This window comes from Ruegeria sp. AF3 (assembly GCF_056536285.1).
On sequence record NZ_JBQFJM010000001.1, the window covers coordinates 288,560 to 311,640 of the forward strand.

General features: G+C 55.8%; 22 protein-coding genes. 7 read left to right on the top strand and 15 right to left on the bottom strand.

Translation table 11 applies throughout. The features are described 5' to 3' along the window. Nucleotide 1: 1 nt before the first annotated feature. The 9 genes from ACR3FC_RS01455 to iscR are packed head-to-tail and all read right to left on the bottom strand — an operon-like array spanning nt 2 to nt 7,699. Nucleotides 2-1,222 (bottom strand): cysteine desulfurase, encoded by a 1,221-nt coding sequence (locus tag ACR3FC_RS01455; RefSeq protein WP_480472815.1) that lies wholly within the window; start codon nt 1,220-1,222, stop codon nt 2-4. Nucleotides 1,223-1,235: 13 nt separating this feature from the next. Further along, nucleotides 1,236-1,778, bottom strand: coding sequence for a YIP1 family protein (locus ACR3FC_RS01460; protein ID WP_480472817.1), 543 nt, complete (start codon nt 1,776-1,778; stop codon nt 1,236-1,238). A gap of 20 nt (nt 1,779-1,798) precedes the next feature. Continuing rightward, nucleotides 1,799-2,284: a YIP1 family protein gene (locus ACR3FC_RS01465; RefSeq protein WP_480472819.1), complete on the bottom strand. Its 486-nt coding sequence runs from the start codon at nt 2,282-2,284 to the stop codon at nt 1,799-1,801. After that, complete coding sequence (gene sufD, locus ACR3FC_RS01470) at nt 2,284-3,564, bottom strand: Fe-S cluster assembly protein SufD (protein ID WP_480472821.1); 1,281 nt, start codon at nt 3,562-3,564, stop codon at nt 2,284-2,286. Before sufD ends, ACR3FC_RS01465 begins: the two co-directional genes overlap by 1 nt. Beyond that, the gene (gene sufC, locus ACR3FC_RS01475) at nt 3,564-4,319 is read right to left on the bottom strand and encodes a Fe-S cluster assembly ATPase SufC (protein ID WP_480472823.1); all 756 of its coding nucleotides are present in this window, start codon (nt 4,317-4,319) and stop codon (nt 3,564-3,566) included. The genes sufD and sufC overlap by 1 nt, the downstream gene beginning before the upstream one ends. Before the next feature lie 48 nt (nt 4,320-4,367). Further along, nucleotides 4,368-4,571: a hypothetical protein gene (locus ACR3FC_RS01480; protein ID WP_480472825.1), complete on the bottom strand. Its 204-nt coding sequence runs from the start codon at nt 4,569-4,571 to the stop codon at nt 4,368-4,370. After that, entirely contained in the window at nt 4,571-6,091 is a 1,521-nt protein-coding gene (gene sufB / locus ACR3FC_RS01485; protein WP_480472827.1) for a Fe-S cluster assembly protein SufB, read from the bottom strand. The genes ACR3FC_RS01480 and sufB overlap by 1 nt, the downstream gene beginning before the upstream one ends. A gap of 18 nt (nt 6,092-6,109) precedes the next feature. Then, nucleotides 6,110-7,189, bottom strand: coding sequence for a cysteine desulfurase family protein (locus ACR3FC_RS01490; protein WP_480472829.1), 1,080 nt, complete (start codon nt 7,187-7,189; stop codon nt 6,110-6,112). A gap of 51 nt (nt 7,190-7,240) precedes the next feature. Further along, on the bottom strand, nt 7,241-7,699 hold the full coding sequence (gene iscR, locus ACR3FC_RS01495) for a Fe-S cluster assembly transcriptional regulator IscR (RefSeq protein WP_209596301.1): 459 nt from the start codon (nt 7,697-7,699) through the stop codon (nt 7,241-7,243). 179 nt (nt 7,700-7,878) lie between these two features. Here iscR and ACR3FC_RS01500 point away from each other — a divergent pair, with 179 nt between their 5' ends. From ACR3FC_RS01500 to ACR3FC_RS01525, 6 genes are all read left to right on the top strand, one after another. Further along, complete coding sequence (locus ACR3FC_RS01500) at nt 7,879-8,532, top strand: alpha/beta hydrolase (RefSeq protein WP_170424714.1); 654 nt, start codon at nt 7,879-7,881, stop codon at nt 8,530-8,532. Next, on the top strand, nt 8,532-8,777 hold the full coding sequence (locus tag ACR3FC_RS01505; RefSeq protein ID WP_267366187.1) for a hypothetical protein: 246 nt from the start codon (nt 8,532-8,534) through the stop codon (nt 8,775-8,777). The genes ACR3FC_RS01500 and ACR3FC_RS01505 overlap by 1 nt, the downstream gene beginning before the upstream one ends. Further along, nucleotides 8,774-9,943, top strand: coding sequence for an HD domain-containing protein (locus ACR3FC_RS01510; RefSeq protein ID WP_480472831.1), 1,170 nt, complete (start codon nt 8,774-8,776; stop codon nt 9,941-9,943). Before ACR3FC_RS01505 ends, ACR3FC_RS01510 begins: the two co-directional genes overlap by 4 nt. 362 nt (nt 9,944-10,305) lie before the next feature. After that, nucleotides 10,306-10,641: a DMT family transporter gene (locus ACR3FC_RS01515; protein ID WP_480472833.1), complete on the top strand. Its 336-nt coding sequence runs from the start codon at nt 10,306-10,308 to the stop codon at nt 10,639-10,641. Between the two features lie 76 nt (nt 10,642-10,717). Then, nucleotides 10,718-12,535, top strand: a complete 1,818-nt coding sequence (typA, locus tag ACR3FC_RS01520) for a translational GTPase TypA (protein ID WP_480472835.1) — start codon at nt 10,718-10,720, stop codon at nt 12,533-12,535. A 614-nt stretch (nt 12,536-13,149) separates the two neighbouring features. Continuing rightward, the gene (locus ACR3FC_RS01525) at nt 13,150-13,353 is read left to right on the top strand and encodes a hypothetical protein (RefSeq protein ID WP_480472837.1); all 204 of its coding nucleotides are present in this window, start codon (nt 13,150-13,152) and stop codon (nt 13,351-13,353) included. A 150-nt stretch (nt 13,354-13,503) separates the two neighbouring features. Here ACR3FC_RS01525 and ACR3FC_RS01530 read toward each other — a convergent pair whose 3' ends face one another. From ACR3FC_RS01530 to recA, 4 genes are all read right to left on the bottom strand, one after another. Next, nucleotides 13,504-14,127: a transglutaminase-like cysteine peptidase gene (locus ACR3FC_RS01530; RefSeq protein WP_480472839.1), complete on the bottom strand. Its 624-nt coding sequence runs from the start codon at nt 14,125-14,127 to the stop codon at nt 13,504-13,506. Nucleotides 14,128-14,499: 372 nt separating this feature from the next. After that, the gene (locus ACR3FC_RS01535) at nt 14,500-14,787 is read right to left on the bottom strand and encodes a DUF1330 domain-containing protein (protein ID WP_480472841.1); all 288 of its coding nucleotides are present in this window, start codon (nt 14,785-14,787) and stop codon (nt 14,500-14,502) included. A gap of 1 nt (nt 14,788) precedes the next feature. Next, nucleotides 14,789-17,461: an alanine--tRNA ligase gene (alaS, locus tag ACR3FC_RS01540; RefSeq protein WP_480472842.1), complete on the bottom strand. Its 2,673-nt coding sequence runs from the start codon at nt 17,459-17,461 to the stop codon at nt 14,789-14,791. Between the two features lie 169 nt (nt 17,462-17,630). Then, a complete protein-coding gene (gene recA, locus ACR3FC_RS01545) occupies nt 17,631-18,698 on the bottom strand; it encodes a recombinase RecA (protein ID WP_480472844.1) in 1,068 nt (355 codons plus the stop codon). Between the two features lie 192 nt (nt 18,699-18,890). On the opposite strand from recA, the gene ACR3FC_RS01550 reads away from it, so the two are divergent. After that, entirely contained in the window at nt 18,891-19,484 is a 594-nt protein-coding gene (locus ACR3FC_RS01550; RefSeq protein WP_480472846.1) for a sulfotransferase family 2 domain-containing protein, read from the top strand. Between the two features lie 4 nt (nt 19,485-19,488). On the opposite strand, the gene ACR3FC_RS01555 is transcribed toward ACR3FC_RS01550, so the two are convergent. After that, complete coding sequence (locus ACR3FC_RS01555; RefSeq protein WP_480472848.1) at nt 19,489-21,780, bottom strand: ATP-binding response regulator; 2,292 nt, start codon at nt 21,778-21,780, stop codon at nt 19,489-19,491. A 108-nt stretch (nt 21,781-21,888) separates the two neighbouring features. Then, the gene (locus ACR3FC_RS01560; RefSeq protein ID WP_480472850.1) at nt 21,889-23,046 is read right to left on the bottom strand and encodes an RsmB/NOP family class I SAM-dependent RNA methyltransferase; all 1,158 of its coding nucleotides are present in this window, start codon (nt 23,044-23,046) and stop codon (nt 21,889-21,891) included. Between the last annotated feature and the right edge of the window lie 35 nt (nt 23,047-23,081).

The window sequence follows — 23,081 nt, forward strand, 5'->3', positions numbered from 1 at the left end:
ATCAGGCAAACAGATCATGCGCCAATTCAAGCGCTTCGATCAGTGTATCAACTTCATCGGTAGTGTTATAGAGACCAAAGCTGGCGCGGCATGTTGCAGTCACCCCCAGATGGTCCATCAGCGGCCCGGCACAGTGGTGACCGGCGCGAACCGCTACACCTTTCTTGTCGAGAATGGTTGAGACGTCGTGAGCATGGCCAGCACCGTCCAGCGTAAAGCTGAAAATCGCGGCCTTGTCCGGGCGAGTGCCTTGAACCTGCAACCAGTTCAGCCCAGTCAGACGTTGCATCGCGTAATCGCGCAAGCTGGATTCATGAGCTGCGATGTTTTCCATCCCCAGGTCCATCATATACTCCAGCGCCACGCCAAGACCGATGATCTGAACGATCCCCGGCGTGCCGGCCTCGAACTTCATTGGCGGGTCATTATAGATGATCTGATCCTTGCTGACCTCTTTGATCATGTCGCCGCCACCGATAAAGGGGCGCATTTCGGCCATGCGTTTGGATTTGATGTAAATCGCACCCGACCCTGACGGCCCATAAAGCTTGTGGCCTGTGATCGCGTAGAAATCGCACCCGATTTCTTCGACATTTACCGGCATGTGAACGGCACCCTGACTGCCATCAACCAGAACCGGGACGCCCTTGGCGTGGGCACCATCAGTTATGGCTTTCACATCCACGACCGTACCCAGCACGTTCGAGCAGTGTGTCACTGCAACCAGCTTGGTTTTCGGTCCGATTGCATTGATTACCGCCTGCGGGTCAAGCCCGCCCTCTGCGTCGACATCGACCCATTTCAGTACGACGCCCTGTCGTTCGCGCAGGAGATGCCAGGGTACGATGTTTGCATGGTGCTCCATCACACTCAGAACAATCTCATCGCCCGCTTCAAGTCGCGGCATAGCCCAGCCATAGGCGACCAGGTTGATCCCTTCGGTCGTACCAGAGTTCAGGACGATCTCATTCTCGTTCGATGCCCCCAGAAACCGCGCGATCGTGCCACGAACGGCCTCGTATTTCTCTGTCGCAAGATTGGACAGGAAATGCAGTCCACGATGGACATTCGAATACTCCTCGGCATAGGCCCGCGTCACCGCGTCAATGACCACCTGAGGTTTCTGAGCCGAAGCACCATTGTCGAGATACGTCAAAGGCTTGCCATTCACCTGACGCGACAAGATCGGAAAGTCAGAGCGGATTTTCTGCACATCATACATAAGAGAGGTATTCCTAGACGGGCCCGGTTGGGCTTAGAAACAGAACGAAGGGGATGGCGACAAGGGCTGACAACACAATTACCGCAAAGGATTTCCAGAGCGACCCGAGTTGATGCGCTTCGTTCAGAAAATGAAGCGTGACGTAAAGGCTCAGGATTGCTGTCGCCAACAATGACATCATCATCAGGAACGGTAGGGTCAGGCTCAAGATCAGCGTCACGACCAAGGCGGCTATTTGCAGGAATTGCAGCCAGATCGTCAAAACCATCAGATCATCGAACTTCGCCAGACCTCCAAGCATTCGCCCGACCAGCAGGAATGCGACGATGCTCAGCATCATGGCCCCGGCCGAGCGCACCAAAACCATGGGAATGCTTTCGAGCGCCGGAGAGGGTTGGCCTGCCGCCATTGTTATTGACAAACCTATTCCCAATTGGACAACGCAGTTCAAAACGACCGCCAGTGCAAATGCCAGCCAAAGCACTTCTCGCCCCAGCTTGAGCGCCATCAGCCGTCGCGCCGCTTCGGCCGGGTTCCTGATCGTCAGGACAGCCATATTTCCCAGAAAACTCGAATTCATGCGACGGACCTTTGCACTTGTCTGAGACCGGATACCCAGAACCAGACAAAAACAGCAACCCAGACAAGACCCACAATCGTCAATGTAGGCCCTGGTCCGATAAACCCGGCGACAAGGCCGTTCAGCAGAACCAGCGGTGCAGACGACAACAGCGCCCAGAACAGCGCCAGGCGCGCACCATAAGCGCTTCCCTGACCGCCAAACAAGCGCGCCGCCCAATGAGACACCAGTGCCAGCGTGTAAAAGACCAAGGGCAGAATGAACACGGATCCAAGCAGAGCACCACCCAAAAGCATGTTCAGCTCAACGCCTTCCAGATGCGCTTTGCGCGCAAGGCCAGGCATCTGGGCGATGAATGCCACCACACAAAACGCCATAACAAAGATCAGCGCCCGGTCTTCTCGTTGACCCATATCCAGAAGCCTGCGCACCACGCGCCCCGGCCCCTTGTACGTTGCCAGGATATCCGACGACAGGGCCATCAGCTTCGGCGCGCCAGCCACCCTTCCAGACGGCTTACGATTTCATCTGCCAATGTGCTGTCTTCGATCTCGTCCACTGCTTCGGCCAGGAATGCCAGCGTCAACATGTTGGTCGCGTCCTTGACCGGTACACCCCGTGACCGAAGATAGAACAACGCCGTATCGTCAATCGCACCCGAAGTTGAGCCATGGGAACACGCCACGTCATCGGCGTAAATCTCAAGTTCCGGTTTGGCGAGGAACTGGCTGTCATCATCCAAAAGCAGCGATTGACTGATTTGGTAGCCATCGGTTTTCTGGGCCCCTTGCTTTACAAGGATCTTGCCTTGAAACACTCCGGTCGCACCGTTGCGCAGCACTTTCTTAAAGACCTGACGGCTTTCGCAATTCACCGCGTCATGGGTGATGAACACCGTGTCATCATGGTGGAAATCACCATCCCCAACACAGGCCCCGGCCACATGCGCCACCGCATTGTCGCCGGTCAGTTCAACGACCTGTTCGTTACGGGTCAGCACCCCATTCGCAGTCAAGGTGAAGGACTTGTAGACCGACTCTGCCCCCAAACGAGTGAACATATGGGTCGCGGCGCGACGTTCATGGTCCCTGCCCTGCGCCCGCACATGATGCAGCGTCCCCTTGTCGGCAATTTCAATCTCTGTACATTTGTTGAAACGCGACGCCGCCGGGCCGGATTCAAGAATAGTCACCTCGGCCCCGCTTTCCACGCGAATAACGTGATGCAGGATCGCGTCGGATGTCGGCGAGGCATGACGATAGATCAGGTTGATTGGTTTGGAGGGTTTGCCCGTAACGTGAATGGCGACGCCGTCCGACGCAAAAGCCGTGTTCAATGCAGCCAACGGGCGTTGAACCGGGGACTGGCCGCGCGCTTCCAGAACGCCATACAGGTCTTTTGCCCAATGAATGTCTTTGCAGCAGATGTCTTCAATCCGGTCGATCTTGACACCGTCCAGCGACAGGTCATCGGATTCCTCGGCGCTGAACACCCCGTCGACAAAAACAATTTTCAAACGGTCAAGGTCGTTGAAAAGCACCGGTTCATCATTGATAAACACCGCCGCAGGCAAAGCCTCGGCAGAAATCAGACTATCGGGTTGAGTGTATTTCCAATACTCATCCCGGCGCCCCGGCAGGCCGGATTCCAGAACACGCGCCAAAGCGTCTTCGCGTGCACCACGGGTGCAGCCCGCATCGGGCATGATCAACGTAGCCAGACGCGCCTCGGTTGCGGATTGTTTCGCTTGCGGCAAAGCCATCAGTTCACCTCGGCCAGAATGTCGGCATAACCGTTGTTTTCAACCTCAAGTGCCAGTTCAGGTCCGCCCGTCTTAACGATGCGACCATTGGCCATGATATGCACAACATCCGGTTTGATGTGATCCAGCAGGCGCTGATAATGCGTGATCACCAGGAACCCACGGCCTTCGTCCCGCAGGGCATTCACGCCTTCGGCCACCAGTTTCATCGCGTCCACATCAAGGCCCGAGTCGGTTTCGTCCATGATGCACATCTTGGGTTCAAGCATGGCCATCTGCAGGATTTCGTTGCGCTTTTTCTCACCGCCCGAAAAACCAACATTGACCGGGCGCTTGAGCATATCCGCGTCGATCTTTAGCGTCTTTGCCTTGGCACGCACCTCTTTCAGAAAGTCTGCGGCAGACAGTTCCTCTTCTCCACGGGCCTTGCGCTGCGCGTTTACCGCGGTGCGCAGGAACGTCATGTTGCCAACGCCGGGGATTTCAACCGGGTATTGGAAGGCCAGGAAAACACCTGCTGCCGCGCGCTCTTCCGGTTCCATCTCCAGCAGGTTCTGACCGTCCAGAGTGGCCGAACCTTCCGTAACTTCGTACCCGTCGCGCCCCGACAGAACATAGCTGAGGGTCGATTTGCCCGACCCGTTTGGACCCATGATCGCGTGTACCTTGCCAGCCTCGACCGTCAGGTCCACACCTTTGAGAATCTGCTTGTCTTCTTCTTCAAGCTGTACGTGCAGGTTTTTGATTTCCAGCATTTTTTGTCCTTTTGCGTATCGCAAGGGGCGTCTTGGCCCCGCATTGTTCTAGCCCAGTAATCTGCGGATCAGTCTGGCGAGGATCCAACCCAGGACCGCCCCGCCACCTACCGCCCAAACCGGGTTGATGAATTCCATGTAATGGGTGTTGACGTAGGCCACGCCAAGCAGACCGCCCAGAACCGGCAATGCGTACCCAAGCCAAGTCAACACATCATCCTTACGGATGCGGGTTCTGGGTGACTGCGTCATCACCCAACCGACCCTTCAAGTGAGATGGCCACCAACTGCTGTGCTTCCATCGCAAACTCCATCGGAAGCGCCTGAAGCACGTCCTTGCAGAACCCGTTGACCACCAGGGCCACGGCTTCTTCCTCGTCCATGCCGCGCTGACGGCAGTAGAACAGCTGATCGTCATCCACTTTTGACGTCGTCGCCTCGTGCTCAACGCGGCTCGAGTTGTTCTTGACCTCGATATAGGGAACCGTATGTGCACCGCATTTGTCGCCGATCAGCAGACTGTCACACTGTGTGTAGTTCCGGCTGTCCTTGGCTTTCGGGTGCATCGACACAAGCCCACGATAGGTGTTCTGAGCCTTGCCCGCGCTGATGCCCTTGGACACGATGCGCGACTTGGTGTTCCTGCCCAGATGAATCATCTTGGTGCCGGTGTCGGCCTGTTGATAATTGTTGGCAATCGCGATCGAATAGAACTCACCCTGGCTTTCATTGCCGCGCAGGATGCAGGACGGGTATTTCCATGTCACGGCCGATCCGGTTTCCACCTGCGTCCACATCACCTTCGACCGGTCACCCCGGCAGTCGGCGCGTTTGGTCACGAAGTTATAGATACCACCCTTGCCGTTTTCATCCCCCGGAAACCAGTTCTGAACAGTCGAGTATTTCACCTCGGCATCTTCTTCGACGATGATCTCGACCACGGCAGCATGCAGTTGTGCCGTGTCACGTTGGGGTGCGGTACAGCCTTCCAGATATGAGACGTACGAGCCCTTGTCAGCAATGATCAGGGTGCGTTCGAACTGACCGGTGTTCTCGGCGTTGATGCGGAAATACGTGCTTAGTTCCATCGGGCAGCGAACGCCCGGCGGGATGTAGACGAATGAGCCATCCGAGAATACAGCTGAATTCAACGTTGCATAGAAGTTGTCCGATACGGGAACCACGGTTCCCAGGTACTTCTTGACCAGCTCAGGATGCTCTTTGATTGCCTCAGAGATCGAGCAAAAGATCACGCCTGCCTTTTTCAGTTCGGCCTGAAAGGTGGTACCCACGGAAACCGAGTCAAACACTGCATCGACCGCAACCTTGCGGCCCTCGGCGGGAGCATCCTCAGCACCTTCGACACCAGCCAGAATCATCTGTTCTTTCAGAGGGATACCAAGCTTTTCGTAAGTGGCGAGCAGCTTTGGATCAACCTCATCCAGAGATTTGGGTTTCTCTTCCATCGATTTGGGGCGGGCATAGTAATACTGGTTCTGAAAATCGATTGGCGGATAGTGAACCATCGCCCATTTGGGCTCTTCCATTTTGGTCCAACGCTCGAACGCGGCCAAACGCCATTCGGTCATCCACTCAGGCTCATCGTTTTTCCCCGAGATCAGACGGACGATATCAGGGTTCACGCCTTTGGGGGCGTATTCCATCTCGATATCGGTATTCCAGCCATATTTATATGTGCCGACCTCACGAACCGCATCCACGGTTTCCTGATCGACACCTTCTTTCACCTGGGTCTGGTCCAAAGTGGCCATGACTTACCCTCCGTCAGATCACGCAGCCCGCGCGCGATGCTTTTTCTCTTTTTCAAGCCACGTTTCGGCGAAACGCAGCACATCTTCTTCCGTCGTCTCTGGCCCCAACGAAACGCGGATTGCGCATGAGGCCACCGTCTCATCAAATCCCATTGCCGTCAGAACCCGACTGGTTTTGACTTTGCCGCTGGAACAGGCGGATCCCGCACTGATGGCAAAGCCAGACAAGTCCATCTGCATCACCTGCGTTTCGCCTTTCCAGCCGGGCGTCGCGAAACACAGGGTATTCGGGAGTCGCTCCTGATTTTTCCCGACAAAAATAGTAGATATTGCACCAGCCTCAAGGGCGTTTTCTAGAATATTTCTAAGTTCTCTGACTTTTTCCCATACTCCATCAGCCAGATCGCGTTGAGCTGCCTCGGCAGCCGCGCCAAAACCGGCAATACCCACCACATTTTCAGTGCCGGATCTTCGCCCCATCTCCTGACCGCCACCGCTGGCCAAAGGTTCGATATCGATACCTTGCCGCAGGATCAAAGCGCCAACACCTTTTGGCCCGCCAATCTTATGCGCCGATAGGATCGCCATATCTGCGCCACTCCAAGCAAAGGAAAACGGAATGCGTCCAACAACCTGCGTAATATCCAGCAACAGCCAGTCCGCGCGTCGCGCGCCATAGGGCCACTGGTTCTCAACTTTCTGAGGCGGATGCGTGATGACTCCGGTCTCAGAGTTCGCAAGCCCCATCGCCAATATGTGTCCGGGGCCAAAGGGATGCTCGCTGCAATGGGTCAAGTCGAAATGCGACCACAGCGCATCGTGGGCGGTGCTGTCGACAAAGACGTCGCAGCCTTCGGGGCGGTTTTGCAGAACCCTCGCTGCTTCGGTCGCGCCAGAGGTAAATATGACCTCTTGCGGACGGCAACCGACGGCCTCGGCGACCTGCGCCCGCGCGCGTTCGACCAACGCTTTTGCGGCACGCCCTTCTGCATGAACAGATGACGGGTTCCCGACCACATCCATCGCCGCGATCATCGCCTCGCGTGCTTCGGGTCGCAGCGGTGCGGTCGCGTTATGATCCAGATAAACACGTTTCATGGATACATCTTTTCCCGCACAGTAGTCATATGCATGTTCGACTTGCCCAGCTCATTCATCGACGACGGAAAACAGGCTTGGAACTGCCGGGCAAGGCGCAAGGTCATTCCTGATCACATCCGACAGACGCGTCTGGTGCAAAAAGACATAAACATGCGCGCTCAGGCTTTCCCACAAACGGTTCGTCAGGGATTGCGCCCTGCTGCCCGATGACGCACCGGATGCTCCGGCCCCTTTTTGCAGGGCATCAACCGTCTCATCCACGGCCGCAAGAACCTCGACCACGCGAATCTCGGAGGCGGGACGTGCAAGACGATACCCCCCTCCGGGCCCACGGACAGACGCAACCAGTTCCGCGCGACGCAGCTTGACGAAGAGCTGTTCAAGATACGGCAGAGAAATGTCCTGCCGTTCCGAGATTTCGCCCAAGGTTACCAGCCGATCTGTCGGCTGAAGTGCAATATCCGCCAAAGCGACCATTGCGTAACGCCCTTTGGTCGAAAGCTTCATTCTCTGCCCCCTTTTAGACGGATCTGCGCGAAATCATTGACGCCGACGCTGCCAGTGCGTATCTCCGACTGACAGCGCGATTGCGCCAAGCAATGTAATTAGAACCGTTCTAAGGTGTCCGACGATTATAGTCAAGTATATCCGGATGCCCGCACGAAAATGACAGGACCAAAGCACACATGCCCGAGGTGATTTTTCCCGGACCCGAAGGCCGCCTGGAAGGCCGCTACCACCCGCAAAAGGAAAAAGACGCACCGATCGCCATCGTGCTTCACCCGCATCCTCAGTTCGGCGGGACCATGAACAACAAGGTGGTCTATAACCTGCACTATGCCTTTTACAACATGGGCTTCACAGTGCTGCGTTTTAACTTCCGCGGCGTCGGTCGCAGTCAGGGCGAATATGATCAAGGTGTTGGCGAGCTGAGCGATGCGGCATCTGCGCTGGATTACCTGCAATCCATGAACAACAACTCGAAACACTGCTGGGTTGCGGGCTTTTCGTTTGGGGCGTGGATTGGAATGCAGTTGCTGATGCGCCGCCCCGAAATCACGGGTTTCATCAGCGTGTCGCCGCCTGCCAACATGTATGACTTTTCCTTCCTTGCGCCCTGCCCGTCTTCGGGCTTGATCATCAACGGATCGGCTGACCGTGTGGCACCACCAGCGGATACCACCGCGCTGGTCAACAAGTTGCACGAGCAAAAAGGGATCACGATCACCCATAACGAGGTTGAGGGCGCGGATCATTTCTTCCAGGATCGCCACATGGACACGCTGATCACAGATGTCAGCGACTATGTGAAACGTCGGCTGACTGAGAACACCCGCTAATGTCCGACACCATCACATCGCTCGCGGCCAAACTGGCCGAAGATACGATGAAGGTCATGGACGAAACCGGCGAAGACCGGTTCTTTGTGGAAGTGGGTGAAGTTCTTGGTGCGGCGTCTCAATCTCTGGAAGAGGCTTTCCTGACAGAAATCCGCGTGCGTCTGGCTGAACGCAAGGCCAGACAATTCGTGATCAAGCGCCTCGCTTCGCATCGCGCGAAACTCAAGGCGATTGAAAAGCAATGACCGATCGCCTGGTTGCGCAGGTCGCATTTCTGAAACGGGCCGACAATCTGAAACTGGTCGAGCGGGCAAATGTCCTGCTTGACCAGTCAAGGCCCGAAAACTCCGCCGAACACAGCTGGCACTTGGCTTTGTGGGCAATGGTCATGGCGCCACTGGCCGGGCCGGACATCTCGGTCGACCGGGTCATCCGCATGTTGCTGCTGCATGATCTGGTCGAGATCGTGACAGGTGATCACCCGATTCACCTCAACACGGATTGGGATACCGTGGCCAAGGCTGAACAGGCCGCAGCACAGGAATTGTTTGGCCTGTTGCCCAACGAACAGGCACAGGATTTTCTTTCTCTCTGGCACGAATTCGAGGCGGACCAGACCCCGGATGCCCGGTTTGCCAAGATTCTGGATCGCTGCCAGCCGCTGTTTCAGGTTCTGTGCGCCACCGACCCGCGGCAGGATCATGTAGAAATTGCGCGGTCGAACCTGGCGGACGGGCGCGCATCGTATCTGGCCCTTGCGTTTCCACTGGCCCACCAACATGCCACAAACCTCTTGAATAACTCGACCCCTCAGGATGACGCATTCACGAGAAGATTGGCGTTTCTTACAGAAGCGGACCAGTTGAAATCCGTTCTGCGCGCGTCACGCCTGATGGCCAGCGACCGGTTCGAAAACTCGGCGGAACATTCTTGGCATGTCATGCTCTATGCCTGGGTATTGGCGGAATACGCGCATTCGGATGTTCATTTGGACCGAATACTACAGATGTTGCTTTTGCACGATGTTGTCGAAATCGACGCGGGCGACCACCCGATCCACGGTCATGTCGACCACGCGGAACAGGAAGCCAAGGAACAGGCCGCCGCCAAACGATTGTTTGGCCTTCTGCCGGACTGTCAACACCGGTCATTTACTGAACTATGGCACGAGTTTGAGGCGGCTGAGACCACAGAAGCCAGATTTGCAAAGGCTGTTGATCGTTTTCAGACACCCATAGCAAATCTGGAAACAGGTGGCGGGTCATGGGTCGAATACAGTGTTAAATTCGATCAGATTGTCACGCGTGTCCGACCCGCAATTGCAGCGGGAGCGCCTCAGCTGTGGGACTGGCTGCAACCCCAACTGGTTGCGCATTTTGAATACGGTGAAACACGCGATCCCCAGGCATAAAAAAAGGAGCCTGAAGGCTCCTTTTTTCTTGCTTGGTTTTTAGCGGCGTTCAAAAAACACTACTACCATCAAACTGTTGAACCAAGTTGGCTGCATTCACTTCGACGGACCCCCCGTCAGCAAGCCACCCAATCGCCACTATCAGAGCCGAAGCAAATATGATTGATTTCGCAAATAACGTCATCGCTCAAAACTCGTTAACAAAATTAAAAAATATAGGGCAAATATTACATTCATTCGACTGAAAAAACAGTCAGGTATACCTGACCCAAGGTAATCTTGTAGACTGCATGGCGGTCGACGTATTTCACTCACGCAAATCGCCATCTAGCCACCCGACCCACCCTTTTCGAGGTACTCAAATGCCCCAAGCCTATCTGTATTTGTTGCTGGCTGTGCTGGCGGAAACCATTGGCACGACGGCCTTGCAAGCCAGCCAGCAGTTTTCGCGGTTCTGGCCATCCGTGATCGTTGTCGTTGGGTATGCGTTTGCATTTTACCTCATGGCGCTGACGCTGAAGGTCATGCCTGTCGGTATCGTTTATGCAATCTGGTCCGGTCTCGGTATATTCCTGATCGCCGTGATCGGATTCATCGTGTTCGGCCAAAGGCTGGATTGGCCTGCGATCCTGGGGTTGACGTTGATCTTGTCCGGAATCCTGATCATTCACCTCTTTTCAAGGACTGCCGGACACTGAACCACGGTTAGGGCTGGTATATCTTGCCGCGCCACGTTATGCGCGCGGCAACTTCCCGTTCAAAGGCTGACCTCTCATGGACCTGCGCAACATCGCAATCATCGCTCACGTGGACCACGGCAAAACAACCCTGGTCGACGAGCTGCTCAAACAATCCGGTGCATTCCGGGAAAATCAGGCCGTCGCGGAACGTGCCATGGACAGTAACGACCTGGAGCGTGAACGCGGCATCACCATCCTGGCAAAGGCCACGTCGGTCGAGTGGAAAGACACGCGCATCAATATCGTAGACACCCCTGGTCACGCCGATTTCGGAGGCGAGGTCGAGCGCATCCTCAGCATGGTCGACGGTGTTGTTCTGTTGGTGGACGCCGCAGAAGGCCCGATGCCCCAGACCAAGTTTGTAACGTCCAAGGCACTGGCGTTGGGCTTGCGTCCGATCGTGGTCCTGAACAAGGTCGACAAGCCGGACGCCGAACCTGACCGCGCGCTGGACGAGTGCTTTGACTTGTTCGCCAATCTCGGTGCGGATGACGACCAGTTGGATTTCCCTTCAATGTACGCCTCGGGCCGTTCTGGCTGGGCGGATATGGAGCTGGACGGCCCCCGCAAGGACTTGAGCGCACTATTCGACTTGATCGTCGATCATGTCCCTGCCCCGAAACAGATCGAACACAAAAATGAACCCTTCCGGATGCTGGCCACGACGCTGGGAAGCGATCCCTTCATCGGCCGTATCCTGACTGGCCGCGTCGAAAGCGGAACGCTGAAGGCTGGCGACAGCCTCAAGGCGCTTAGCCGCGATGGTTCGGTCATCGAAAACTTCCGTGCCACGAAAATCTTGGCGTTCCGGGGCCTGGGTCAACAGCCCATTGACGTGGCCGAAGCAGGCGACATCGTGACCATCGCTGGCATGAGCAAAGCCACCGTAGCGGATTCGCTGGTAGCTCCTCAGGTCACTGAGGCCCTGCCCGCGCAGCCCATCGATCCGCCGACCATCACCGTGACCTTCGGTATCAATGATTCTCCGTTGGCGGGCCGTGATGGCAAGAAAGTTCAATCACGCGTCATTCGAGACCGCCTGATGAAGGAAGCCGAATCGAACGTCGCCATCCGTGTCACCGACACCCCGGGCGGTGAGGCGTTCGAGGTTGCGGGCCGCGGCGAGCTGCAAATGGGCGTTCTGATCGAGAACATGCGCCGAGAAGGCTTTGAACTCAGCATCTCGCGCCCTCAGGTTCTGTTCCGTGAGGAAGACGGGCAGCGGCTTGAGCCCATCGAAGAAGTCACCATTGACGTGGATGACGAATATTCTGGTTCCGTTATTGAGAAGGTTACCGGCGCGCGTAAGGGTGAACTGGTCGAGATGCGCCCGGCCGGTACGGGCAAGACGCGGATCATCGCCCATGTCCCGTCCCGTGGTCTGATTGGTTACCACGGCGAATTCCTGACCGACACGCGCGGTACCGGTGTACTGAACCGTGTGTTCCATGATTGGGCACCGCATAAGGGGCAAATTCCGGGCCGTCGCGCAGGCGTTCTGATCTCGATGGAGAAAGGTCAGGCTGTGGCTTATGCGCTGTGGAACCTGGAAGAGCGTGGCCGCATGTTTGTTGGTCCGCAAACAGACGTGTATCAGGGTATGGTGATCGGCGAACACTCACGCGACAACGATCTGGAAGTGAACCCTCTTAAAGGCAAGAAGCTGACAAACGTGCGCGCCAGTGGAACCGACGACGCGGTCCGCTTGACGCCGCATATCCAGTTCTCATTGGAGGAGGCAATTGCCTATATCGACGATGATGAACTGGTGGAAGTCACACCAAACGCGGTGCGGCTGCGGAAGCGTTTTCTTGACCCGCACGAGCGTAAGCGGATGGCCAAATCCGCCTAGAACACCCTCAGGTTGCAAACTGACCAAACGGAAACAATGGCATTATTGTGGCATTTTTGCTTCCAGTATGACAAAAGACGAAATCAGAAAAACCGGGCGCCCTGCCCGGTTTTTACTTGAAAAATAACACTTTTCTCTACATGGTTGAAGACTTCTGACGCAAACCTCATCAACAAGATATTGTAGACGCCCTCAAATTATGGTCAAAACACGTCAGAAGTGTGACGTCCTTCACAAACACCGATACGGGAATGGTGCATAGAGGGTCGTAGTTTAGTTATCGAGTTCCAAGGAGTTAAAAATGGGTAATAGAGCTCGCAAGTTTCCACTGTTTTTTATTGCGACAACTTTTCTGCTTTCACCTGCCGGTGAAACCTTTGCCGCCGGGACGTGTACGGTTGCTACAGCACGACAATCCGCCGGGTCCCCAGGAGTTCTTTGTGAATGTGACTCTGTCACAACTGGGATGTTGAGGTACATCCAGCGTCGTGCTGACTTTGATAAGATTGTAGCACGCCTGGGTGCCGAGTGCTCGCCGCTCGCAGATTTGCTCACCGACCTGCCCACCGCGTCGATCGGTTCACCAGATTCACGCTCGGGGGATGGTCCCGCCAATGAACCAGACGACAACAACAGGCCTGACTTTGGCGGTCCACAAGGCGGCTCTGACCCACAAAGTGATCCTGACCCGCAGGGTAATCCCGATCCCCAAGGCGATCCTGACCCGCAAGGCGATCCCGATCCCCAAGATGATCCCGATCCGCAAGATGATCCCGAACCACATAATCCGGATTACGACTACCCCGGTGACGGTATAGGCCTTCGTTAAAAAGCCCGACCGAAAAAAAAGGTCGCCGAAACGTTTGTCCGGCGACCTTTTGGCTTACGGCGTGGTAGTTCTCAGTGGCGATTGACCGATCCGACTGACAACATCGCCATCGTGGCCAAGCGCTTTATTGGAACAAGACCTAGCTTTCTCCGTATATCCCAACCCATCTCTTGGGTTGACTGGGATCCTGCATTCTTAGAAATAGGTATCTTGTCTTTGACCAGGGTTTGATTCTGTTGGTCTGATTGTCCAACACCAGATCGCCTTGCTGGGACCGATATACCAGAACAGCATGAGAATTACGACGCGTATCCAAAACGGTTGCAATCAAAAGCTTACTTGGATCAACCCCCGCATGGATCAGATCTCTTTTCTTCAACAATGCAAAGTCTTCACAATCACCGCCTCTGGGTGTTGGCAATGCCCATCGCTCGCGCGTTTTGTACTGAGACTGATCCGTAACTTCCCGGGTCGACGCATTCACGCGACGATTCACTTGATTTACCACCGTCAGCTCTTGGTGGCTGGACAACGTTACCGAACGTTTCGCAGTGCAAGCCCAGTTATATTGGTTGCATAGGTTGATTGCGCCTGAAGGCGGAGGCGAAGACGCAACGATAGGGATAAAAACGCCGTCGGATGCCTGCGCGACAGGTGCGGACGCTATGACACCGATACACACGGTGCAGATGCCCAATGCGCGCGACGCAACCAATGCAAGCACTGCAACACACCTCTTGGGTAAATTCGTTAATGAAATCATGCGAGGTCCCCGATCCGATGTTCTTCGAGCGATTGCATGTCCAACTGCACCACATTCTGTTTCTTGAAACTATCTGTGATCAGGTGTTACGCGCAATCTTTTGAGAACCTGCAAGGGAAACAGGGCAAAAATTCGTCCGAGAATCTGACAATTTTACGTAAGAATTTTGTTGGCGCGGCCACAATTTGGTCAGGAACCATTCGGTAGAACGTGAGAACCGGAAGATAAGATATTGAAACCTAACAATTATATAAAAAACAGCCCGCTATCGCGGGCTGATCGGCATCAACCAAACATGACATAAGCCGAATCTTGCTTATCCACTGCCGGTTTTCTTGAAATTATCAGTGCCTTGGAAGCAAGGCCCAAATGTCACTCAGTGATTTCTACCACAATCAGTTCACGCTCGCTTGCGCCGCGCGCGTGATTCAGGGCTTGCTGGTACTCATCCGAGTTATAGCATTCAACCGCAGCCTCCAGCGACGGGAAGCGCGCCACTACGTTTCGTGGACGTTCCTTGCCTTCCAGCTGAACGTATCGCGCAGCACGGGCGATAAACTCGCCCCCGTGCTTGGCGATGGCCGGTCCGGCCAGTTCGGCGTATTTGCCGTAAGCCTCGGCGTCTGTCACCGTGACATGCGCAATCCAAAGAGCAGGCATATTATCCTCCCAAAACCTGTTGTGCGGCCTTGATTGCCGCATCTGCATTTGATGCATCCTTGCCACCGCCCTGGGCCATGTCAGGACGGCCGCCGCCACCTTTTCCGCCCAACTCGATCACGGCCGCTTTTACTAGATCCACCGCCGAAATCCGTCCGGTCAGGTCTTCTGTCACACCTGCCGCAACGGCCGCCTTGCCGCCCGTATCCGCAATCAGCAGCACCGCACCCGATCCAAGTCGGCTTTTGTGTTCGTCGATCAACGCAGGAAGGTCCTTGCCTGAAACACCGCTGAGGGCTTGCGCTAGGAATTTCACGCCATTTACATCCCGCGCCTCGGCACCACCGCCCTGACCGGCCCCGCCAGCCATAGCCAGATCCCGGCGCAACTGAGCCACTTCGTTCTGCAAGGCCTTGCGTTCGTCCAGAAGGCTTTTCACGCGCGCCACCACGTCGTCCGGTTGCGCTTTCAGTTCCGATGCGACCTGAGCCAGACGTTGATCTTGCGCCGAAAGATAGCGGAAGGCTTCATCGCCGGTCAGCGCTTCGATCCGGCGCACACCAGCACTGCTGGCGCTGTCACCCAACACAACAAAGGTGCCGATATCACCTGTCTGGCTCACATGTGTGCCGCCACAGAGTTCTATCGACCACGTATCTCCGTCATGACCTTTTCCTGTTGGCGCCTTGCCCATAGAGACAACACGAACCTCGTCACCATATTTCTCGCCGAACAGGGCCTGGGCACCCAATGCGCGCGCGTCGTCGGGTGTCATGACCCGGGTTTCAACAGTCGAATTCTGGCGGATGAAATCGTTCACCTCACGTTCGACTTTTTGGATTTCCTCCAGGCTCAGCGCTTTGGAATGACTGAAGTCGAACCGCAGACGATCCGCCGCGTTCAGCGAACCGCGCTGCGCCACGTGATCACCCAGCGTTTCGCGCAATGCTTCATGCAGCAGGTGCGTGGCCGAGTGATTGGCGCGAATGGCGGAACGGCGGGCATGATCAACCTCAAGCTCTACCGCGTCGCCCTTGCAAATGACTCCGCTTTGAACCGCCACCTTATGAGCATAGACCTTGCCGTCAGCAAACTTCCTCGTGTCCTCCACGCGGCTCAGGTGATCGCGATCCTCCAGCCGACGCAACGCGCCAGTATCACCGACCTGACCACCGGCCTCTCCATAGAACGGGGTCTGGTTCACGACGACCCAACCGCTGCTGCCCGCGTCGATCTTGTCGACCAGTGCACCATCAACAACGAGGGCAGCAACCTGCGCTTCGGCTTTCTCGGTATCGTAGCCCAGGAAATCCGTCGCACCGGCGGTATCCAGCACATCGAACCATACGACCTGATCCGCCGCTTCACCTGACCCGGCCCATGCGGCACGTGCCTTGGCCTTTTGTTCGGCCATCGCGGTATCAAAACCGTCCGTGTCGACGCTCAGGCCCTTTTCACGCAGCGCATCCTGCGTAAGATCCAGTGGGAAGCCATAAGTGTCGTAAAGCTTAAAGGCCGCTTCACCTGACAGGGGTGCCCCCTCGGAAAGCCCCGAAACCTCATCATCCAGCAACTTCAGACCACGGTCCAGTGTCTGCTTGAACCGGGTTTCTTCCAGCAGCAGCGTCTCTTCGATAAGCGGTTGCGCCTGTTTCAGTTCAGAATAATGCCCGCCCATCTGCTGCACCAGTGTAGGCACCAGGCGATGCATGACAGGATCCTTGGCACCCAGCAGGTGCGCATGGCGCATGGCACGGCGCATGATCCGGCGCAGAACGTATCCGCGGCCGTCATTGCTGGGCATCACACCGTCTGCAATCAGGAACGAGGTCGAACGCAGGTGATCCGCGATCACCCTGTGATGCACGTTCTGGTCGCCATAGGGATCGACACCGGTCGCATCCGCCGAAGCCTCGATCAGGGTCTTGAACAGGTCGGTGTCATAATTGTCATGGCTGCCCTGCAACAGCGCCCCAATCCGTTCGAGCCCCATACCGGTGTCGATGGACTGCAAGTCAAGCTCGACCATCGAGCCATCTTCGAACTGCTCGTTCTGCATGAAAACGACGTTCCAGATTTCGATGAACCGGTCGCCATCTTCCTCGGGTGATCCCGGAGGGCCACCCCAGATGTGATCGCCGTGATCATAGAAAATCTCAGTGCACGGACCGCAAGGTCCGGTCGGGCCCATCTGCCAGAAATTGTCATTGGTGGCGATGCGGATGATCCGGTCCTCGGGCACACCGACCTTCTTCCAGATTTCAAAGGCTTCATCGTCGGTATGGTAGACCGTGGTCAACAGGCGGGTCTTGTCGATACCGAATTCCCTGGTGATCAGCTCCCATGCAAAAGGGATCGCTTCATGTTTGAAGTAATCCCCGAATGAGAAGTTCCCCAGCATCTCAAAAAACGTGTGGTGACGCGCCGTATAGCCAACATTGTCGAGGTCGTTGTGCTTGCCGCCCGCCCGCACACATTTCTGGGCCGTTGTGGCGCGTTTGTAATCGCGGGTTTCCAGACCGGTGAACAAGTTCTTGAACTGCACCATGCCTGAGTTCACGAACATCAACGTCGGGTCATTGCGCGGCACCAGCGGGCTGGACGCGACGACCTCATGCCCTTGTTTTTCAAAGTAGTTCAGAAAAGTCGATCGGATGTCGTTCAGGGTTGGCATAGGGCTCTCTCGGCGCACATATATCTTGGTCTCCGTTGGTTTAGCCCCCCGTCAAGTGAGTGTCCACAGCAGAGGCACTCTGGAACGAAACAAGGCGACCCGATCAGGCCGCCTTGTTACAACTGTTGCAGTCTTTACGCAGAGGCTACGGATCACCCGCCTCAGGGCATCAGGCCTCCAGAATATCGTCATCCTCGGCAAACCCTGGCGACAAGTCGAATTCCAGCCCATGCGCCGCGCGGATCTTGTCTTCGATATCCAACGCCACCCGGCTGTTTTCCCGCAGGTATTGTTTGGCGTTCTCACGCCCCTGCCCGATCCGCTCATCACCATAGCTGAACCAAGACCCGGACTTTTCGACAACACCGGCTTTGACACCCAAATCCAGCAATTCGCCCATCTTCGAGATGCCTTCGCCATACATGATGTCGAACTCGACCTGCTTGAACGGCGGGGCCACCTTGTTCTTCACAACTTTTACGCGGGTCTGGTTCCCGACCACCTCATCCCGGTCCTTGATCGCGCCAATCCGGCGGATATCCAGCCGAACCGAGCTATAGAATTTCAGCGCGTTGCCACCGGTTGTGGTTTCCGGACTGCCGAACATTACGCCGATCTTCATCCGGATCTGGTTGATGAAGATGACCATGCAGTTCGAGCGGCTGATCGAGCCTGTCAGTTTGCGCATCGCCTGGCTCATCAGTCGGGCCTGCACACCGACACTGCTGTCGCCCATGTCCCCTTCGAGTTCCGATTTCGGCGTCAGGGCAGCGACCGAGTCGACAACAACCATATTGACCGCGCCCGAGCGCACCAGAGTATCCGTGATTTCAAGCGCCTGCTCACCGGTATCGGGCTGCGAGATCAGAAGCTCATCCAGATCAACACCCAGCTTGCGTGCATATTGCGGGTCCAGCGCGTGTTCCGCATCCACGAACGCGCAAACTCCACCCCGCTTTTGCTGCTCAGCAATGCAATGAAGGGTCAAAGTGGTTTTGCCCGAGCTCTCAGGCCCATAAATCTCAACAATACGCCCCATCGGCAGTCCGCCGATACCCAGCGCGATATCCAGACCCAGCGACCCGGTCGAGCTCGCCTCGATGTCCTGCCGGGCATCTTCACCCAGCTTCATGATCGATCCCTTGCCGAACTGCCGTTCGATCTGGGCCAGCGCACTGTCGAGCGCCTTTTGCTTGTCTGCGTTTTTCTTGTCGCTCATTGTCAGAAGATCCGCCATTGTCCTGTCGCCTTCCCTTTTGTCACACCCTTAATCGGGCGGCAATCGCTGCTTTGTTCGCCTCTTGTTCCTTATGAGATCAAAAAGAGAACATTTCAACCAAAACTTACAGAAATCAGTCTTCTGCAATTGTGTTAAAGAGTCGTTTACGACAATCTGCACAAGTAACATGGCAATCTTGGGGATCGGTAAATGCTTGTTTTTTATAAAGAACGACTGGCTTTTCTTTCTGTCCCCAAGACTGGAAGCACGGCTTATCATACGGCGTTGCGTGACCGGGCAGATCTCATCGTTTCACATCCACCAGAGCTTAAACACGCCCCGGTGCGTCGGTATGACCGGTTTTTCCAGACCATGTTTCGAAAACTGTTTGATACCGAGATGGAAATTATGGCCGTTGTACGCGAGCCGGTGGATTGGCTGGGCAGCTGGTACCGGTTCCGCAGTCGCGAAGATTTGATAGGTCAACTACGCTCGACACGTGACATGAGTTTTGACACGTTCGTGCAAGCCTATTTGCAGGACACACGTCCCGAATTTGCCAACGTCGGCAGCCAGGCGCAATTTTTCCGTACCCGCAACGACAGTTCTGGCGCTCGTCATATCTTCAAATACGAACATCAGGACAAGGTGTTGGACTTTCTGCAAACACGTCTGGACATGCAGATCGACCTGAAGCGCGAAAACGTATCGCCTCCGGGAGATTTGCATCTGTCACCTGCGACCGAACAGAAGTTTCGAAATGCCTTACCGGAAGAATTTGCGCTGCACAAAGCCGCATTATGATCCATCAATTGAGTTGTTGAAACACAGCCTCTGTCAATTGGTTGAGGGAAAACGGTTTGGGCAGGAAGGTTGAGTTGGCAATATCCGGACCGGTATCACCGAAAACGCCTTCGGTATACCCGGACACGAAAATCACACGCGCATCCGGGCGCGTCTCCATGGCCTTGCGCACCCAAGTGGGCCCGTCCATTCCTGGCATGACAACATCTGTGACGAATATATCAACACTTAACGCGGAATCTTCAAGCAGTCGAAGCGCCTCTTCCGCCGAGTCCGCCTCGAGCACGGTGTAACCCTTCAGTCGCAGGGCGCGGGTCGCAAAGGCGCGAACAGGCGCCTCATCCTCGACCAGCAGCACCACGCCTTCGCCCTGCCTGGCGCTCCGGGCTTCGGGCTGGACTGGCGATTCAGTTTCGACCTCGGACGTCGTCGCGCAAACCGGAAGAAAGACAGTGAACTCGGTGCCCCGTCCAATTGCGCTGTCGACAAAGATAAACCCACCGGTTTGCTTTACGATCCCGTAGGCTGTTGACAACCCCAACCCGGTGCCCTCACCAGTTCGTTTCGTGGTGTAGAAGGGTTCGAAAATCTTCTGCAGCTTATCTGCTGGGATACCAACACCGCCATCCACAACCTTGACTGTCACATAGTCGCCCGGTTGTACGGTTGCCCTGTCCCGCATGAGAGGCTGCAAAAGGGTCAACACACTGGTTTCAATGCGAATTTCACCACCGTCCGGCATGGCATCTCGTGCGTTAACGACAAGGTTCATCAGCACCTGCTCAAGTTGACGCTTGTCCGCCCGCACGGGTTTGAGCACCGGATCGTGGCTCAGCGTCAATTGCACCTTCTCGCCAACCAAACGGTTCAGCAGGTGAATAAGGTCCGAGATCGTGTCACGCAGATCCAACACTTCCGGCCTGAGGGTCTGTTTTCGCGAAAACGCCAAAAGCTGACTGACCAGCGCGGCGGCCCGGTTGGCATTCTGATTGATCTGCACCAAATCCCCGTAGTCCGGGTCATTCTGGTCATGGCGCAACAGCAGCAGATCGCAGTGACCGGAAATGGCCGTCAGCAGGTTGTTGAAATCATGTGCAACACCTCCGGCCAATTGCCCTACGGCCTGCATCTTCTGGCCCTGAACGAATTGAGCTTCCAGAGTCTTCAGTTCAGTCGCATCGTTCAGAACCGCGATCAGGCATATCTTTCCATCGACAAACACACGGCTCAGGGTGACTTGAACAAAGATTTCTTTGTCGTCCCTAATGAACTGCAAAAACTCTGATCGCTGCGTTTCTTCATGCGCCTCGGTTCGTTTCAACCAATCCAGCACAGGGCCCCCTACGCCCCGCATGATGTCGCTGATGTTACTGCCTTCAAGCTGCTTCTTTCCCAACAGTTTCGCCGCCAGCCGATTACTGTCCAGAATGATGCCGTCCTCGGAAAGTCTGAGGATTGGAACCGGAAGGTCAGAGAAGGACATGACCGCATCCTGTGCGGGCATCTGCGTAATCGGTAACAAACAAAGGCTTCGTTCCGACCCGGATTGAGAAAATTCGGACACGGCTGCCAGAATATGACCATCGCGGGTCCTGACCGCGTTGACAGCCCCAATCCGCGGTTCTGCTTCGCTGAAAATATCCTGCACTCCGGCAGGGTGCGCACCAAACAAACGCTCGGCCGTGGCATTGACGCGCAATACATCTCCTGCGCGTCCAATGGTTACAACCGGCAAGCCAAGGGTTTGCCAGCTATCCTGTTGAACGCAGTTAAAGCTCCAGCAGAACAGCCCCGGCCTCAATCGATGCACGGAAACTGAAATGGACCGGTCGCCACCGGGAAACTCGCTCCGGGCGCGTCCCGCAGCTTGCGCACGTGATTGCAGGGTCAGTAAGATCGCCGATGGATTGGCAAACTTGGAGCGTAAACAGTGGGCCAGGGTTTCGCCCCGTACGGCCCCCAACTTTTTCTCCGCCAGGACGTTCGCGGCCAATATGTCACCATACCTGTTCGAGATCACAACCGGAGCATCCTCGCGCTCTGCGAAAGCGGCCAAAAGGGCCGATATCTGATGCAAATGCCTGTTTGCAATCGCCCCCTTGATCCCAAACAAAAGCGCCACAACCAAAAGTGAAATGCCTGTTGCCAGCAAACCTTTTGTCCAATCCGACGGCAGAAACCCAACCGCAGGTGCCAGGCTGATCAACAGCGCCACAAACACCAACGACCCGATCCGAAACACCGATGGAGTATTGGCGGCTGAAGGGGCTGGAACAAATTCAGTAATGTCAGGCATAAACGGCTCGGGCACAGGTTTTGCGGTAATAACAGGTAGAATTGGTTAACACTCGCCTAACGGCGTTAAAAAACAAGTTAGCTACCCAAGGTTGTATTTACTGAAAGATCAGCGCGTCAAGTGTGACGCAAAGAACCCATCGGACCCGCGCGTTACCTGCCATGCGTGCCGGAAGGTTTCGCGCCAGCCCGCATGTTGCGCCAGAAACCTGTCGACAACCGCATCGTTCTCGTCGGCTAGAACCGAACACGTTGCATAAGCCAGCACTCCACCTGCTTGGACCAACGGCGTGATATCTGCGAGAATGTCAGCCTGAATGACCGTGAGTTCTTGCAAACGTTCTTCAGTCAACGCCCATTTGCCTGCCGGTGCGCGCCGCCACGAACCGCTGCCAGAACACGGGGCGTCAGCCAAAACGACGTCAAAAGGCCCGTGACCAGCTAGTTCGGCGCTGTTCAGGATGGTTATTCTGGCCCCTGCCCGTTCTGCCCGCGCCGGAACATCCTTCATTCGGCGCGCATTCACATCATGAGCGTACACTTCGACACCCTTGTTGGCCGCAATCGCAAGCGACTTGCCACCGCCTCCGGCGCAGTAGTCCAAAACGCGCATTCCAGGGCGCAGATCCAAGGCAGCAACGACAGCCTGACTTGCCGCATCCTGAAGCTCGACCAAACCCTGAGCGTAAGCCTGACTTTGCGCGATCCGACGCGCCCCTTCTGTCACCTCCAGAGCAGTCTCGCATAACGGTGTTGGACGGGCTGAAATACTGTCGGTCGCCAAAGCATCAATCGCCCGGGTTACATCCGTTTTCAACAGATTGACCCGCAGAAAAACCGGGGCGCGCTCTTGCAATGCCAATGCGCAAGGCACGGCGGCATCGTTCAAGGACGCGACGAGCTTTGGCCACAGCCAGTCAGGAAAATCATATCTCTCGGCTTCGGATTCAAAATCCCTTGATACTTCGTCATTTTTAAGGGCTTCGGGCGCGTGGCGGTCGCCGGTAAACAACTCAACCGGATCTTCACCCGATGCGCGAATTGCGCCGATCATCAGGCCGCGGCCAGTTCCGGAACCACCCAACGCAGCAAACGAGCGTTTGCAACGCAAAGCATCAAACACATGATCGCGAATAGCTGCCCGATCCTTGGAGCCCGCAAACCTGCTGCGCCGTGCCCAGCCGGTCAGCGCCTTTTCAACCGGGGCCCCGGCCAGAATGTCGTCCAGAATTTCAATCGAGGCCTGAACGCGGGCAGCAGGTGTCATCACGGATTACCTTGGCTGAAACAGGCCGTGACAGG

What these genes read in the sequence shown, in the direction of transcription:
- ACR3FC_RS01455 (WP_480472815.1), bottom strand. Translation starts at nt 1,222, where the DNA reads ATGTATGATGTGCAGAAAATCCGCTCTGACTTTCCGATCTTGTCGCGT.
- ACR3FC_RS01460 (WP_480472817.1), bottom strand. Translation starts at nt 1,778, where the DNA reads ATGGCTGTCCTGACGATCAGGAACCCGGCCGAAGCGGCGCGACGGCTG.
- ACR3FC_RS01465 (WP_480472819.1), bottom strand. Translation starts at nt 2,284, where the DNA reads ATGGCCCTGTCGTCGGATATCCTGGCAACGTACAAGGGGCCGGGGCGC.
- sufD (WP_480472821.1), bottom strand. Translation starts at nt 3,564, where the DNA reads ATGGCTTTGCCGCAAGCGAAACAATCCGCAACCGAGGCGCGTCTGGCT.
- sufC (WP_480472823.1), bottom strand. Translation starts at nt 4,319, where the DNA reads ATGCTGGAAATCAAAAACCTGCACGTACAGCTTGAAGAAGAAGACAAG.
- ACR3FC_RS01480 (WP_480472825.1), bottom strand. Translation starts at nt 4,571, where the DNA reads ATGACGCAGTCACCCAGAACCCGCATCCGTAAGGATGATGTGTTGACT.
- sufB (WP_480472827.1), bottom strand. Translation starts at nt 6,091, where the DNA reads ATGGCCACTTTGGACCAGACCCAGGTGAAAGAAGGTGTCGATCAGGAA.
- ACR3FC_RS01490 (WP_480472829.1), bottom strand. Translation starts at nt 7,189, where the DNA reads ATGAAACGTGTTTATCTGGATCATAACGCGACCGCACCGCTGCGACCC.
- iscR (WP_209596301.1), bottom strand. Translation starts at nt 7,699, where the DNA reads ATGAAGCTTTCGACCAAAGGGCGTTACGCAATGGTCGCTTTGGCGGAT.
- ACR3FC_RS01500 (WP_170424714.1), top strand. Translation starts at nt 7,879, where the DNA reads ATGCCCGAGGTGATTTTTCCCGGACCCGAAGGCCGCCTGGAAGGCCGC.
- ACR3FC_RS01505 (WP_267366187.1), top strand. Translation starts at nt 8,532, where the DNA reads ATGTCCGACACCATCACATCGCTCGCGGCCAAACTGGCCGAAGATACG.
- ACR3FC_RS01510 (WP_480472831.1), top strand. Translation starts at nt 8,774, where the DNA reads ATGACCGATCGCCTGGTTGCGCAGGTCGCATTTCTGAAACGGGCCGAC.
- ACR3FC_RS01515 (WP_480472833.1), top strand. Translation starts at nt 10,306, where the DNA reads ATGCCCCAAGCCTATCTGTATTTGTTGCTGGCTGTGCTGGCGGAAACC.
- typA (WP_480472835.1), top strand. Translation starts at nt 10,718, where the DNA reads ATGGACCTGCGCAACATCGCAATCATCGCTCACGTGGACCACGGCAAA.
- ACR3FC_RS01525 (WP_480472837.1), top strand. Translation starts at nt 13,150, where the DNA reads ATGAACCAGACGACAACAACAGGCCTGACTTTGGCGGTCCACAAGGCG.
- ACR3FC_RS01530 (WP_480472839.1), bottom strand. Translation starts at nt 14,127, where the DNA reads ATGATTTCATTAACGAATTTACCCAAGAGGTGTGTTGCAGTGCTTGCA.
- ACR3FC_RS01535 (WP_480472841.1), bottom strand. Translation starts at nt 14,787, where the DNA reads ATGCCTGCTCTTTGGATTGCGCATGTCACGGTGACAGACGCCGAGGCT.
- alaS (WP_480472842.1), bottom strand. Translation starts at nt 17,461, where the DNA reads ATGCCAACCCTGAACGACATCCGATCGACTTTTCTGAACTACTTTGAA.
- recA (WP_480472844.1), bottom strand. Translation starts at nt 18,698, where the DNA reads ATGGCGGATCTTCTGACAATGAGCGACAAGAAAAACGCAGACAAGCAA.
- ACR3FC_RS01550 (WP_480472846.1), top strand. Translation starts at nt 18,891, where the DNA reads ATGCTTGTTTTTTATAAAGAACGACTGGCTTTTCTTTCTGTCCCCAAG.
- ACR3FC_RS01555 (WP_480472848.1), bottom strand. Translation starts at nt 21,780, where the DNA reads ATGCCTGACATTACTGAATTTGTTCCAGCCCCTTCAGCCGCCAATACT.
- ACR3FC_RS01560 (WP_480472850.1), bottom strand. Translation starts at nt 23,046, where the DNA reads ATGACACCTGCTGCCCGCGTTCAGGCCTCGATTGAAATTCTGGACGAC.